General features: G+C 62.2%; 11 protein-coding genes and 1 pseudogene. 6 read left to right on the top strand and 6 right to left on the bottom strand.

The features are described 5' to 3' along the window. Positions 1–92: 92 nt before the first annotated feature. Positions 93–3,671 (top strand): DNA polymerase III subunit alpha, encoded by a 3,579-nt coding sequence (dnaE, locus tag P3T22_RS12350; RefSeq protein ID WP_429325089.1) that lies wholly within the window; start codon positions 93–95, stop codon positions 3,669–3,671. Positions 3,672–3,725: 54 nt separating this feature from the next. Here dnaE and P3T22_RS12355 read toward each other — a convergent pair whose 3' ends face one another. Continuing rightward, entirely contained in the window at positions 3,726–4,487 is a 762-nt protein-coding gene (locus tag P3T22_RS12355) for a glycosyltransferase family 2 protein (RefSeq protein ID WP_063495193.1), read from the bottom strand. A gap of 185 nt (positions 4,488–4,672) precedes the next feature. On the opposite strand from P3T22_RS12355, the gene msbA reads away from it, so the two are divergent. Further along, on the top strand, positions 4,673–6,466 hold the full coding sequence (gene msbA, locus P3T22_RS12360; protein WP_429325090.1) for a lipid A export permease/ATP-binding protein MsbA: 1,794 nt from the start codon (positions 4,673–4,675) through the stop codon (positions 6,464–6,466). Positions 6,467–6,481: 15 nt separating this feature from the next. Here msbA and P3T22_RS12365 read toward each other — a convergent pair whose 3' ends face one another. After that, positions 6,482–6,610, bottom strand: a complete 129-nt coding sequence (locus P3T22_RS12365) for a hypothetical protein (RefSeq protein WP_256390475.1) — start codon at positions 6,608–6,610, stop codon at positions 6,482–6,484. Between P3T22_RS12365 and P3T22_RS12370 the strand changes: the two genes are divergently transcribed. Continuing rightward, on the top strand, positions 6,609–7,682 hold the full coding sequence (locus tag P3T22_RS12370) for a glycosyltransferase family 4 protein (RefSeq protein ID WP_429325091.1): 1,074 nt from the start codon (positions 6,609–6,611) through the stop codon (positions 7,680–7,682). The two genes, P3T22_RS12365 and P3T22_RS12370, sit on opposite strands and share 2 nt — an antisense overlap. A 210-nt stretch (positions 7,683–7,892) precedes the next feature. Here the strand turns inward: P3T22_RS12370 and waaC are convergent, their stop codons facing one another. The 4 genes from waaC to P3T22_RS12390 form a co-directional block, all read right to left on the bottom strand. Further along, positions 7,893–8,912, bottom strand: coding sequence for a lipopolysaccharide heptosyltransferase I (gene waaC, locus P3T22_RS12375; protein WP_429325092.1), 1,020 nt, complete (start codon positions 8,910–8,912; stop codon positions 7,893–7,895). A gap of 331 nt (positions 8,913–9,243) precedes the next feature. Further along, positions 9,244–10,254: a glycosyltransferase family 2 protein gene (locus P3T22_RS12380; protein ID WP_429325093.1), complete on the bottom strand. Its 1,011-nt coding sequence runs from the start codon at positions 10,252–10,254 to the stop codon at positions 9,244–9,246. A 150-nt stretch (positions 10,255–10,404) separates the two neighbouring features. Next, a complete protein-coding gene (locus P3T22_RS12385) occupies positions 10,405–10,542 on the bottom strand; it encodes a hypothetical protein (RefSeq protein WP_429325094.1) in 138 nt (45 codons plus the stop codon). A gap of 372 nt (positions 10,543–10,914) precedes the next feature. Continuing rightward, positions 10,915–11,235, bottom strand: coding sequence for a hypothetical protein (locus P3T22_RS12390; protein ID WP_063495198.1), 321 nt, complete (start codon positions 11,233–11,235; stop codon positions 10,915–10,917). Positions 11,236–11,390: 155 nt separating this feature from the next. On the opposite strand from P3T22_RS12390, the gene P3T22_RS12395 reads away from it, so the two are divergent. From P3T22_RS12395 to P3T22_RS12405, 3 genes and pseudogenes are all read left to right on the top strand, one after another. Then, positions 11,391–12,314, top strand: coding sequence for a recombination-associated protein RdgC (locus P3T22_RS12395; RefSeq protein WP_429325095.1), 924 nt, complete (start codon positions 11,391–11,393; stop codon positions 12,312–12,314). A gap of 162 nt (positions 12,315–12,476) precedes the next feature. Beyond that, a pseudogene (locus P3T22_RS12400) lies at positions 12,477–12,924 on the top strand (DUF308 domain-containing protein); the annotation flags it as partial. Between the two features lie 747 nt (positions 12,925–13,671). Further along, positions 13,672–13,925, top strand: a 254-nt coding sequence (locus P3T22_RS12405; RefSeq protein WP_429325096.1) for a hypothetical protein, incomplete at its 3' end; no start/stop codon positions are given.

Raw genomic sequence — 13,925 nt, forward strand, 5'->3', positions numbered from 1 at the left:
AACGCCGGTGTACGGTGCGTTCGCGTTTCCGTCCTAAGCCGAACGGCTAACGCGCGGTTTTGGCCTGAAAACTCCAGAAGGGTGGAGTTACAATGTCGCCCATGTCAGATCCCCGCTTCGTTCATCTTCGCGTCCACTCCGAATTCTCGATTGCCGATGGCATCGTGCGTCTTGACGACATCGTCAAGGCCGCCGCCAAAGACGGTCAGGGTGCGCTCGCCCTTACCGACCTCGGCAACGCGTTCGGCCTCGTCCGTTTCTACAAGGAAGCCCGCGGCAAAGGGGTCAAACCCATTGCCGGCTGCGACGTCTGGATCACCAATCCGGACGACCGCGACAAGCCTTCGCGTTTGCTGCTGCTGGTCAAAAACCGCCGCGGCTATCTGAATCTGTGCGAGCTGCTCAGCAAGGCATCGCTCACCAACCAGTATCGCGGCCGCGCGGAAGTCGAAGCCGGCTGGCTCGAGTCGGGTCTGGGTGAAGGCCTGCTCGCGTTGTCGGGTGCGCAACAGGGCGACATCGGCCTCGCGCTCGCCGCCGGTAATGAAGAAGCGGCCAAACGCAACGCATTGCATTGGGCGAAGGTATTCCCCGGCGGCTTCTATATCGAACTGCAACGATGCGGCCAGCCGGGCGGCGAGCAGTACGTGCAGCAGGCGGTTGCGCTCGCGGCGTCGCTGAAATTGCCGGTGGTGGCCACCCATCCCATGCAGTTCATGACGCCGGACGATTTCACCGCGCACGAAGCGCGCGTGTGCATTTCCGAAGGCGACATCCTGGCGAATCCGCGCCGCTCGAAGCGCTTTACGTCCGAGCAGTATTTCCGCACGCAAGACGAGATGGCAGGGTTGTTCGCGGACATTCCGTCGGCACTCGCCAATAGTGTCGAAATCGCCAAGCGCTGCAATTTGACGCTCGAACTCGGCAAGCCGAAGCTGCCGCTCTTCCCGACGCCCGACGGCATGTCGCTCGACGACTACCTAGTGCAATTGTCAAAAGAAGGCCTCGAAAAGCGTCTCGAACAGTTGTACCCGGATGCGGCCGAGCGCGAGGCGCAGCGCGAAACGTATTACCAGCGCCTCGAATTCGAGTGCGGCACGATCATCAAGATGGGCTTTCCCGGCTACTTCCTGATCGTTGCGGACTTTATCAACTGGGCGAAGAACAACGGCGTGCCGGTAGGTCCGGGCCGTGGCTCGGGTGCGGGTTCGCTGGTCGCGTATGCGCTCGGCGTAACCGACCTCGATCCGCTGCGCTACAACCTGCTGTTCGAGCGTTTCCTGAATCCGGAACGGGTCTCGATGCCCGACTTCGACATCGACTTCTGCCAGCACGGCCGCGACCGTGTGATTCAGTACGTGAAGGAGAAGTACGGCGCGGACGCCGTGTCGCAGATCGCCACCTTCGGCACGATGGCGGCGAAGGCAGCGGTGCGGGATATCGGCCGCGTGCTCGATCTCGGCTACATGTTCACCGACGGCATCGCCAAGCTGATTCCGTTCAAGCCGGGCAAGCACGTGACCATCGCCGACGCGATGAAGGAAGAGCCGCTGTTGCAGGAGCGCTTCGACAACGAAGACGAAGTGCATCAGCTGCTCGAACTCGCGCAACGCGTGGAAGGCCTCACGCGTAACGTCGGTATGCACGCCGGCGGCGTGCTGATCGCGCCCGGCAAGCTGACCGATTTTTGCCCGCTCTATACGCAGGGCGACGAAAGCGGCGTCGTGAGCCAGTACGACAAGGACGACGTCGAAGCCGTCGGCCTCGTGAAGTTCGACTTTTTGGGCCTCACCACGCTAACTATTCTGGATTGGGCCGAGCGCTATATCCGCCGTCTCGATCCGTCGAAGAAAGACTGGTCGCTCGCGCAGGTGCCGCTCGACGACGCGGCGTCGTTCTCGATCCTGAAAAAAGCGAACACGGTCGCCGTGTTCCAGCTGGAAAGCCGCGGCATGCAAGGCATGCTGAAAGACGCGCAGCCTGACCGCTTCGAGGACATCATCGCGCTGGTGGCGTTGTACCGTCCGGGCCCGATGGACCTGATCCCGAGCTTCTGTGCGCGTAAGCACGGCCGCGAAGTGGTGGAGTATCCGGATCCGCGTGTTGAATCTGTTCTGAAAGAGACCTACGGCATCATGGTCTACCAGGAGCAGGTGATGCAGATGGCGCAGATCATCGGCGGCTACTCGCTCGGCGGCGCCGACTTGTTGCGTCGCGCGATGGGTAAGAAGAAGGCCGAGGAAATGGCCGAGCATCGCGAGCTGTTCCGCCAGGGCGCCGCGAAGAACGGGCTGGCCGGCGAGAAGGCCGACGAAATTTTCGACTTGATGGAGAAGTTCGCGGGCTACGGCTTCAATAAGTCGCACGCGGCGGCGTATGCGCTGCTCGCGTACTACACGGCTTGGCTGAAGGCGCACCATCCGGCCGAATTCATGGCGGCGAATATGTCGCTCGCCATGGACGACACGGACAAGGTCAAGATCCTGTTCGAGGACTGCCTCACGAACAAGATGGCCGTGCTGCCACCGGACATCAATCTGTCCGCATACCGTTTCGAGCCGGTTGCGGAAGCGGACGGCAAGCGGTCGAAAACGATTCGCTACGGCCTCGGTGCGATCAAGGGAAGCGGCCAGAACGCGATCGAAGAAATTATCCGCGCGCGCGAAGAAGGTCCGTTCATCGATATCTTCGATTTCTGCAACCGGGTCGACCGTCGTATCGTCAATCGCCGGACGGTGGAAGCATTGATCCGCGCCGGTGCGTTCGACACGCTGCATGCGAATCGCGCACAGTTGATCGCCTCCGTCTCGCTGGCAATGGAAGCGGCCGAGCAGGCAAGCGCCAACGCGATGCAGGCGGGCCTGTTCGACATGGGCGACGCGCCGTCGCAAGGGCACGAGCTGGTCGACGAGCCGGAATGGCCGAAAAAGAAGAAGCTGCAGGAAGAGAAAGGCGCGCTCGGCTTCTACCTGTCGGGCCACCTGTTCGATGCCTATAAGGACGAAGTGCGCCGTTTCGTGCGCCAGAAAATCGGCGAACTGAAGGAAGGGCGCGACAAGCTGGTCGCGGGCGTGATCGCGTCGCTGCGCACGCAGATGACCCAGCGCGGCAAGATGCTGATCGCGTTGCTCGACGACGGCACCGGCCAATGCGAAGTGACGGTCTTCAACGAGACTTTTGAAGCGCACAAGCAGTTGTTCAAGGAAGACGAACTACTGGTCGTGCAAGGCTCGGCGCGTAACGACGCGTTCACGGGCGGCATCCGTTTCACCGTCGATACGGTGATGGATCTCGGCCGCGCGCGTTGCCGTTATGCGGAAGCCGTGAAGGTGCAGATGAACGGCAACGCGGACGCGTCGGCGTTGCGGCGCGTGCTCGAAGCGCATAGCGCGGGTAAGGACGAGCCGCAAGCTGCGCCGGCACCGGCGGCGTCATCGCGCGGTGGCAATGGAGGCGGCGGTGGCCGCAACGGCGGGGGCTATGGCGGCGCTGGCGGTCAGCGGCAGGCTGTGCAGATTCCGAACGGTCTCGCCGTGCAGGTGGTTTATCGCAGCGAGAATGCGCAAGGTGAAATGCGTCTGGGCGACGCGTGGCGCGTAAAGCCGACCGACGAATTGCTCGCGGCATTGCGCGGTGAGTTTGCCGGAAGCTCGATCGAAATCGTTTATTGATGGCTGGTTTGCTCACGCGGTGCGCGTGGGCAAACCGTTGGCGAGCCGTAGCCACTAGCGCTGCGTCTTCTCCCCCATCCGCGCCAGCTTCAAAAACCGGTAGTACACCGTCTCGGCATTGAACAACGCGATCATGAAACCCGCGCGACCGTCGAGAAATCCACGCCGCAGCACATAGGTCCTCACGAAGGCCCAGGCGCCGCGCCCGAGCGCCTTGCCGAAACTGCCGCGCTTGCCGGCCGCATGACGTTGCTGGGCACCCGCTGTCGAATACGCGTCGAGCTTGCGCAAAACGCCTTCGAAGTCCTCGTAAGAGTAGTGCATCAGCTTGCCGGTCAGGCGCTGCGAGGGCGTGTCGAACACCAGGCGCTCATGCACGAGGTCGTCGGAGAAGCGCGCGGCGCCACGTTTGAACAGGCGTGGAATCCAGTCCGGATACCAGCCGCTATGATGAATCCAGTGGCCGCAAAAGCTCGACAGCCGGTCCACCGCGTACACGTCGGCGGTGGGAGCGGCCAGCGCCGCGCGGATCGCCGCAGCCAGTTCTGGTGAGACGATCTCGTCGGCGTCGAGCGAGAGAATCCAGCTGGTGGTGAGCGCATCCACGGCGCGGTTCTTTTGCGGACCGAAGCCCGGCCAGTCGGTTTGCTCGAACACGCGCGCGCCGTGTGCTCGAGCGATGTCAGCGGTGCCGTCGGTGCTGCCGCCGTCGATCACGACGATCTGATCGGCGAAGGCTACGGCCTGCAGGCATTCGGCCAGTCGCGCCGCCGCGTTTTTGGTGATGATGGCGACGCCGAGGGTGGTTTCTTGCATACCTGAATTGCGTGGGGGGGCAGGGTGGCGGAATGGGTCGCGCAAGTATACAACCCGGCGCAACCCGGCCAATCCATAACCCCCGGCCGCCGCCCCCGACCGTTTACAATGCTGTTTTTTGATATTCCGCGTGTGAGGCATTCCGCCCGCCGTGCGGATGCTGTCCCGCATTCTCAGAGGATTCCTTGAGCGCGAAGCCTACGTTAAGCAAACCCATCGGTTCAGGTGAGACATCGTCGCCCGCCGTCGTCTTTCGACGCTTGTGGCCTTACATCAAGCCGCTGATGTGGGTGGCGATCGGTGCGATCGTCGCCATGGCCGTGAGCGCCGGCACTGACGCGGCGATTCCCGCATTGCTCAAACCGCTGCTGGACAAGGGCTTCGGCGCGCACGCCAGCGACAATGCCAAGTGGTTCGTGCCGGTCGCGGTGACCGGCCTCGCGCTGATTCGCGGCGTGTCGCAATACGCTTCGGGTTATCTGCTCGCCTACGTATCGAACAAGATCCTGCTCGATCTGCGCCTGACGATGTTCGACCGCATGATCCACACGAGCGTGGCGTTCTTCCAGCGCGAAACCGCGAGCACGGTGATCAACGCGATCGTCTTCGAGGTCAACCAGATTCTCAACGTGTTGTTGGGCGTGTTGGTCACACTGGTGCGCGATTCGCTGACGGTCGTCTTCCTGCTCGGCTATCTGTTCTATCTGAACTGGCGCCTGACGCTGATCGTCGCGGTGCTGCTGCCGGGGATCGGCTGGCTGGTCGGCAAGATCAACCGTCGCCTGCGGCGCCTGAACCGCGAGCATCAACTGCTGACCAACGAACTGTCGTACATCGTCGAAGAGACGGTGGGGGGCTACAAGGTCGTCAAGGTGCACAACGGCGAGCAGTACGAGACAGACCGCTTCACGGCCATGAGCAAGCGTCTGCGTGGCTACGCCATGCGCATGACCGTCTCCGGCGGCCTCGCACAACCGTTGACGCAGTTCCTGGCGTCAATCGCGCTCGCGGTGGTGATTACGATCGCGGTGGTGCAATCGTCGTCGGATCAGACTACCGTCGGCGGCTTTGTGGCGTTCGTCACGTCGATGCTGCTGATCATCTCGCCGCTGAAGCACCTGATGGACGTGAACCAGCCGCTGCAGCGCGGCATGACGGCGTGCGAGCTGATTTTCGGCCTGATCGACGAGCCGTCCGAACCGGCGGGCGGCGGCGTGCCGCTCGAGCGCGCCCGCGGCGAAGTCGAATTCCGCGACGTATCGTTCACCTACGGCAGCAACGCCACGCACAACCGCCACACGCTCGACCACGTGTCGTTCAAGGTGGCACCGGGCGAAATGGTCGCGCTGGCGGGCCCGTCGGGCAGCGGCAAGACCACGCTGGTGAATTTGTTGCCGCGCTTTTTCGATCCGACCGGCGGCGAGATTCTGGTCGACGGCGTTGCGCTGCCGGAATACAGCCTGCACGCGCTGCGCAGCCAGGTCGCGATGGTGAGCCAGGACGTGGTGCTGTTCAACGACTCGGTGGCCAACAACGTCGCTTATGGGCAGACGGCCGATCCGGACAAGGTCAAGGCGGCGCTGCGCGCGGCGAACCTGTGGGATACCGTCGAGGCGATGCCCAATGGCATCGATACGCTGGTCGGCGACAACGGCATGATGCTCTCGGGCGGTCAACGCCAGCGTCTGGCGATCGCGCGCGCGATCTACAAGGACGCGCCGATCCTGATCCTCGACGAAGCCACCTCGGCGCTGGATTCCGAATCCGAACGCCACGTGCAGGCGGCGCTGGAAACCTTGATGAAGGGCCGCACTACGCTCGTGATCGCGCACCGTTTGTCGACCATCGAACGCGCCGACCGGATTCTGGTGATGGAAGCAGGGCGGATTGTCGAGCGCGGCAGCCATCGCGAGCTGCTGGCGCAAGGCGGGCTGTACGCGCATCTGCATCGCATCCAGTTTCAGCAAGACGCAGCGTGACGCGCGGCGGGATTTTCAATGCATTTCCGTCTGTATCCGTGTCGCGCTGCGCACGGACAGCGCCGCCGTCCGCGTGACCTGGTCACGTCTGTTCGCTTTTCCTTTACGTTTGACCAGGCGCTCGCGCGCCGTCGCCTGAATCATGAAAATTGGACTCTCCAGCAATGCGCTGAAGCATAGTGGCGGTCTCGAGCGCTACGCGATGGATCTCGTGCGCGGCTTCGCCGCGATGGGCATCGAGCCGGCGTTTTTTGCCCGCCGCTTCGACATGTCGGTTCCGGAAAGCCGCATGGTCGAGCCGCATCGCATCCGCGTCTCGCTGCTGCCGGGCAAGTTTCGAGATAGCTGGTTTTCACGCCGTTTGCGCAGCGCGCGCCGGACGGCGCAGGTCGATGTGCTGATCGGTTGCAACCGGGTCGATTCGTCCGAAATCGCGATTTGCGGCGGCACCCATCTCGGTTTTTTGCGTGCTATCGGGCGAGAGCAACGGCGTTCGGACCGTTGGCAGATCGCGCTCGAGCGCCGTCAGTATGAGCAGGCGAGCGTCATCGTCGCGCACTCGAAGCTGATGCATGACGAACTGCGCGAGCTGTATGGCGTGGATGAGGCAAAGATTCGCGTGCTCTATCCGCCTGTCGATGGCGCACGCTTCACGCCGGTGGACAGCGCGCAGCGCGCTCTGCTACGGCGCAAGCTGGGCTTCGCCGATCACGAGATCGTGCTGCTGTTTCCGTCGAGCAGTCACGAGCGCAAGGGTTTGCCGCTGATCGAAGCGGCCTTGCACGATACGGCGCTCCCGGTGGTTGTCGCCGTCGCGGGCAGGCCGCCGGAGCGCACCTCCGGGCGGCTGCGCTACGTCGGCTATGTGAAGGAAATCGAAGACGCCTATCGTGCCGCCGATTTCACAATTCTCGCTTCGAAGTATGAGCCGTTTGGACTGGTCGGCGTCGAGTCGGTGATGTGCGGCACACCGGTGATCTTTCCGTCGAGTATCGGCTGCTGCGATGCGATCGCGGAACACGCAAAGTTCGTGTTCGCACCGGACGACGTCGCCGACTTGCGGGCGACCATCGAGCGCGCGGTACAACAGCGGCTCGCCGACCCGACGCCGCTGTCGTCCGGGCTGGCGCGTGATGCGGTCCTCTATGATGCGCGGGTGACCGGTCACGTCGATGTGCTTCTGGCATTGGCCACGCGCATTTTCGACAGCAAATAAGCCCGGACGCGCACCCGAGCCACTGGCCGACGGCCGCGCGGGCCACCTTGCATGATTGCCGCGTCGCTGCAGCATCCTTTCCGCGTCGGGAGGCGAAAACAGCAAGATATCGACGCCGTTCTTCACAACGGTCACGCCGCTTTGGTGATAGGGCATATCCGGCGTGGAAGTTTGTGAGTAAGATTTTTTTTGACGGCAGTGGCTTATGCGCTATTTTGCGGGCCTGTCATATGGCTTGACGGCGCCGCTTTGGGTGAAGTCTTCAGGGCGGTCCAGCACTGCACCGATGGCTTCACGCACTTCGTCAACCGATGCCGGACGTCCCTCGTCGCCGACCGACGTCGACAGGCCGGGCACGTTGATGCCGAAGTGGCCGCGCGAGGTCGCCGTGAAAATCATCACGGTGGGCTTTTGCAGGGCGCTCGCGAGGTGGACGAATCCAGTATCCGTGCCGACGATCAGCGCGGCCATTTCGATGTGCTGCGCGACCGCTTCCACGCTCAGACGGGGCAACACGATTGCACCCGGAATTCCTTCGGCGATCGCGACCGCGTCCTTATGTTCCGCTTCCGAACCCCACGGTAACAAAGGTGTAATCCCCTGATCCACCAGAGAGCGGCCGATACTGTGCCAGTGACCGACGGGCCATTTCTTTTCGTCGCTTGAGGTCGCATGGAAGAAGAGGGCAAACGGTGCGTGTTTCGCTGCTTCGAGCGCCATGGCCGGCGCCGGAATGCGCAGGCCGAAACGCGGCGTGCCTTCGAGCGAATAGCCGAAGACCTGGCTGACGGTGTTTCGCAGTCCGTCCAATGCGTTGAGATTGCCTCGTGGCGCGTACCGCTCGGTATAGGCGAACGCAGCGCCGCTCTCGCCGAGATCTTCCGCACGGTAGCCGTAGCGGCGGCGCGAGCGCGCGAGAAAGGCGATGATCGCGCTCTTGTAGACGCCATGCAAGTCGAGCACGGCGTCGTATTTCTCACGCCGCAATTCGCCGATCGATGCCGCAATCGCCTTCAGATCATCAAGGCCGCGCCGCTTCTTGAAACCACGCAGCGGTGCGCACAAGACACGGTCGATGCCGGGATTCCAACGAAGGATGTCTGCGAACGCCGAGTCCGCAGCCCAGTCCACTTTGATTCCGGGAAAGGCTCGATGAAGGTCCGATACCACGGGCTGGCCGTGAACGATGTCACCCAGCGAAGTGACCTTAACAATTAGGATTCTGTTCATTAGCGCAGATTTAGGGGCATTTCGGCTGCGGCATGTTCTGTCAGGACATATGTCTGTGGCTGCTTCGCCGCATCTCGGATAAGAACGCTTCGGGTCGGCGTGCCGCACCGCGCATTCAGATGATCAGCTTCGAGATGGAATCAGGATGATCTGTGTTAGCTAGAGCTTTGGCCGAAGCGATTATACCGGACCCGCCTTCTGCGCAGCGTCTGGATGCGCAGCGCCGCCAGGCCAGGAGCCCGCTATTGACAGGAGCAGTGTGGCCCACTCCTCGTGCATCGACAGCCGATGCCGTAGACCGTGGCAGCGGACGCTGTCGATACAAGTGCGTTCAGTCTTTTCGCTTGAGCCGCTTCAGCCAGAGAGACGGCGCATAGACCGCAGGGCAGGTGGTGTAGAAAAACATGCGGATCCGCAGCCCGAGCTTCACCGTGCCTGTGCCCGTCAGGAGCGTCAGGCGCTTGCCGAGACCGCGGGCGTCGAACATCGCGTGAATGAACTGCTCACGCGCGAGTTTCGGCGCGAGCGCCGCGCGCATCTGGTCTCCAAGGCCGGCAATGTCGGCGTCGCGCTGTATCTGTTCAGTCTCCACGAGTGCGAAGCCATTGCCCTGACGCATGCGCGCAACCAGTTCAGCCGTGGTCCGATAGCGGCGCTTGCTCGAAAGACCACCGCGCCGGTACCTCACGAGCGGCTCGCGCAGGCTCAGCGCACCGCCCGAGACGATGGCGCGAAACGTCATGACCTGATCTTCGGCCGCGGAGCCGGGCATCATGGGGCCGAAGCGCTCGAACAGCCGACGCGACCACGTGTGCGCCGCGCCGACCAGCCACGGCCGTTGCGCCAGCCAATCTTCGAAGCTGCGGTAGTTGTCGAGTTCGGTCGGCGCCATGCGCTCGTGCACGTTGCCGGCTTCGTCCATGTCGGCGAGGTCGGTCGCGATCAGATCGGGGCGCCGGCCATGCTCGAGCCAGTATTCGACGACCCGTTCGCAGCGGTTCGGTGCGGACATGTCGTCGCCGGCGGCGACAAACAGCAATTCCCCCCGTGCCATGGCGGCGAGGCGCGACAGATGCGCGCTGATCCCTTCGTTGGCCGGGTTGCGCTGCGTGATCACCTGGTGAGGGCCGTCGTAATCGCGTACTGCTGCTTCGATTGCGGCATAGGTGCCGTCGCTGGAGGCGTCGTCGGAAATGATGATTTCGAGGGGCGTATAGGTTTGCGCGAGCACGCTGCGCACCGCATCCGCGATCACCCCTTGCTGGTTGTAAGCGATCAGCAGCACCGTAACGAGCGGCTGGGCCTGTGCAGACAAAGGGCTGTTCGGAACGCTGTTATTCATGGTACGGGATTGGATGGCGATGTGGCCAGATTCTAATGGATGTCTAGGTCAGGCCCGTTTTATGCGTGCCGCAACCGCGATGTCGACGGCCGGGTGCTCTGCGCCCCGGATGCTGCAATGAACGGTCGTCGCCGGCCGTTGCCGGTCATGCTATTTGCTGGCCTGCTTCGACAACTCCTGTTTGCGCGAGTCGATAGCCGCCAGAAACGTGGCGCTCACCAGCGCGAGCAACTTGACCGTCAGCACCCGCCAGTCGCGCGGGCCGTCCCAGCCGAGTGTAAAGATCACCGCCACGCCACACGAGGTTCACAGCGGGCGCGAGCAATAGCAGGGCTGTGCTTAACCAGATCGGGCTGGGAGCAAAAAATCACAGATCGAAAATTCGTGTGAACATTACCGTTTCGGCTTGCCGATGCGATAGCCGGAGGTTCCGTGCACTTCTTTCAAGATAGGGGGCGACCGCGATTATAGCCGCGTGACAATTCCGATTGCGCCAATCGGAAGCCGGCGCAGCGGGCGGTGGGGATGGCTTTCGGTGGGGCCGCGCGACGCGCGACGGATCGACTGGGAATCGCGGCGTGGATCGCCCTTCGGCGCACTTTGTCTTTCGATTTCTTTCCGTGCGCCGACGGTCCGTCAGATGCGGACCGCCCAGTGTCCCTACACGCCGCCTGTTACCAGCGGCAGCACTGTCAAATCCGGGTGCGTGCCGTCGACGATGCTGCGTCCCACATGGGCCCCTTCGTACAGCGCTTCATCCTTGCCGGCAAAGCTCTCTTCGCCGTCTGCATGGAACGGTACCGTATGCCCAGGGATGGCCGGATCGGCGCCCGGATGGCACACGTAACCGACATACGTGTAGCGATTGTCAGGCACGGCTGGCGGCTTCGATTCGTCGGGTGGGCTTTTCAGGAACGGCGCCACGTGAATTTCGAAACCCTCGTATTCCACTATCTGCCAGGGTGCGGTTTCATCGGCCATGGCCGCCTCCGTCTAGGTCGCGCGTTTATCAGAAAGTTTAGGTGATTTGAACGTAAAGCGCGCCCTAAGACTGATCTGGCAGACCACGATGGCCTGACCGCTCCGTCTTCGCCGTCATATAGAATGACGCGCTTTGCCCGTACAAGACCCTGCCCATGTGGTTCAAAAACCTTCAGTTGCACCGTCTCCCCGCTCCGTGGTCCGTCACCCCTGAACAGATGGAGAAATGGCTCGCGCCGCACGCGTTCGCGCCCGGCAACAGCGTCGAGATGCAAAGCCACGGCTGGGCGTCGCCGCGCGACAACGGCTCGCTGGTGTATTCGCTCAATGGCCAGATGCTGCTGGTGTTTCGCACCGAAAAGAAACTGCTGCCCGCTTCAGTCGTCACGCAAGTGACCAAGGCGCGTGCGCTCGAACTCGAAGAGCAGCAGGGCTTCAAACCCGGCCGCAAGCAGATGCGCGAACTCAAGGAACAGGTGACCGACGAACTGTTGCCGCGCGCCTTCAGCATCCGCCGCGATACACGCGTGTGGATCGATACCAGAAACGGCTGGCTCGTGATCGATGCCGGCTCGCAAGCGGTCGCCGACGAAGTGCGCGGCCTGCTGGTGAAATCGATCGATCAACTGCCGCTCGGCACGGTGCGCGTCACGCAATCGCCGGTTGCGGCGATGACCGAATGGCTGCTTTCCGGTGAAGGTCCCGCGGGTTTCACGCTCGACCAGGACACCGAGTTGCGCTCGCCGACGGAAGGCAACGCGACAGTGCGCTACGTTGGACATACTTTGGACGCCGAAGATATGCGCCGTCATATCGAAGCCGGCAAGCAATGCATGCGGCTTGCGATGACGTGGAACGATCGTGTCTCGTTCGTGCTGACGCCAACGCTCACGATCAAGCGTATCGCGCCGCTCGACGTCCTCAAGGAAGCGAGCGATCCCACCGCGCAGAACGATGACGAACGCTTCGATTCCGACGTCACGCTGATGACCGCCGAACTCGACCGCATGCTGGGCGATCTGCTCGACGCGTTGGGCGGCGAGCAGGGCGAGGCGATGCAGCAAGCCGCGGCTGCCTGAGTGGCGTTCGCCTGAGTCGAGCCTGAGTGGATCTCGCTGCGATCGTGCAGCGCCGATGCGCGATGCATTCGCGTAGCGGCGCTGCGTGAGAGCGTCGCTACGCGCAGACCGCCGCCACACCGGACCCTGCTGCGCCAGCGCCGTGAATGTGGTTAAGATTGCGACCGTAACGGCGTGATATCAACCGGGCATGCCGCGCTCGAATCGCCGGAGGGCATCTATATCAGCTTGTATCCGGGCGTCGAGATCGATCGCTCGCCCGACGATTTCGCGCGACGCGACCTACAACCTGACGCACCGCAATTGTTCGAGCAGCGTATCGCGCGCTCTTGCAGCGGCGATCGAAGGCGCGTCGGCGCGGGTCTGGGGGAGCCTCGGTGGCTGGCGGCCATTTTTGCGCGTGATTACGACGCCGAATTGTGGGTAGCCGCGCAACAGCGCAAACGCGCCACGACGATGGCGTGGACGCCCGGCCTCACGCTCGACTATGCACGCGCTCAACATGCTCGCCGACCCGCGTCCGTCGGGTAGGGTGAAGATGGCGCGCCTCGCCGTGCGCAGAATGGTGCGTGCGCGGCAGCAATGGCGCGAAGAAGAGCGCGGCGCGTGATGGATGTGCTTGACGCCGGCGTCCCGCCAGCTTGCCCAACTTCGACGTAGCGGTAAAAACAGTAGACGGATCAAGAGCTTGTCGATCTTGCTGGATAGTTATGCACAGATTTGCGAACAGATTCTGTTGATAACTTTGAGGCCGCCATTCGGGCGGCTAGTCACGGAGGTCCGGCCCGTTTTTCGCGGGTCTGATTTTTTTGAACCGCACTTTGCACTGCGATTGGTCTCGTAGCGCTTTCCTGCTTGCGAAGTTCTGTGCGGCATTCTCGACCCTTACGCGGCACTGGTCTTCAACAAAGGCTATGTCGAGCATACAGTGCATGCGGTTCTCAACGCCCCGAAGGAAGTCGCCTTGGGGGCAAGCAACTGCGGAATCGCCGCAATCTCGTTGCTTTTGTTTACCGTGCGCACCTGCTCCAGCACCACGAGTTGCCCTATGGCAACGCCGCGTTCGCCGCCAATACTGTTGCTCGGCGTCTTTGCACGCTTTCCATCCCGCAGCATTCGTTGAAATTCCCCATGTCGACACATGGCTGTTTTGCCCGCTCGGGCGACGCGATATCGCGTTGATGCTCTATAGGAAAAGTACGATTTGATAAAAATGTTGTAGCACTGCGAATTTTGCGAATTGTTGACAAATAGTTAGCTTGATTTCCGCTAGTTTACGGCCGGTTAAAAATCCGTAAAACGAAGCAGAAGAATGAACCGGAAGACATATAGGCTGGTGTACAGCCGACTGAGAGGAATGCTTGTCGCCGTCGAGGAAACCGCCGCGGCAACCGGCAAGCAGGCAGAAGAGATCACGGTAGGTAGCAGAAAATCACAGGGTGTGATTTTTTCGTTGCGGCAGATCGCGTTCGCCGCACTCGCACTTATTGGCGCGCTGCCGTCGCTGTCGGGCGCACAGATCGTTCCCAGCGGCGCGCACTCGCCTTCGGTCGTACAGACACCGAACGGCCTGGATCAGGTGAACATCAACCGGCCCTCGGGCACGGGCGT

This window comes from Paraburkholderia sp. GAS348 (assembly GCF_050434205.1).
Lineage (GTDB): Bacteria > Pseudomonadota > Gammaproteobacteria > Burkholderiales > Burkholderiaceae > Paraburkholderia.

Coding starts and splice junctions, on each gene's coding strand:
- dnaE (WP_429325089.1), top strand. CDS start 93: ATGTCGCCCATGTCAGATCCCCGCTTCGTTCATCTTCGCGTCCACTCC.
- P3T22_RS12355 (WP_063495193.1), bottom strand. CDS start 4,487: ATGCAAGAAACCACCCTCGGCGTCGCCATCATCACCAAAAACGCGGCG.
- P3T22_RS12370 (WP_429325091.1), top strand. CDS start 6,609: ATGAAAATTGGACTCTCCAGCAATGCGCTGAAGCATAGTGGCGGTCTC.
- P3T22_RS12365 (WP_256390475.1), bottom strand. CDS start 6,610: ATGATTCAGGCGACGGCGCGCGAGCGCCTGGTCAAACGTAAAGGAAAA.
- waaC (WP_429325092.1), bottom strand. CDS start 8,912: ATGAACAGAATCCTAATTGTTAAGGTCACTTCGCTGGGTGACATCGTT.
- P3T22_RS12380 (WP_429325093.1), bottom strand. CDS start 10,254: ATGAATAACAGCGTTCCGAACAGCCCTTTGTCTGCACAGGCCCAGCCG.
- P3T22_RS12390 (WP_063495198.1), bottom strand. CDS start 11,235: ATGGCCGATGAAACCGCACCCTGGCAGATAGTGGAATACGAGGGTTTC.
- P3T22_RS12395 (WP_429325095.1), top strand. CDS start 11,391: ATGTGGTTCAAAAACCTTCAGTTGCACCGTCTCCCCGCTCCGTGGTCC.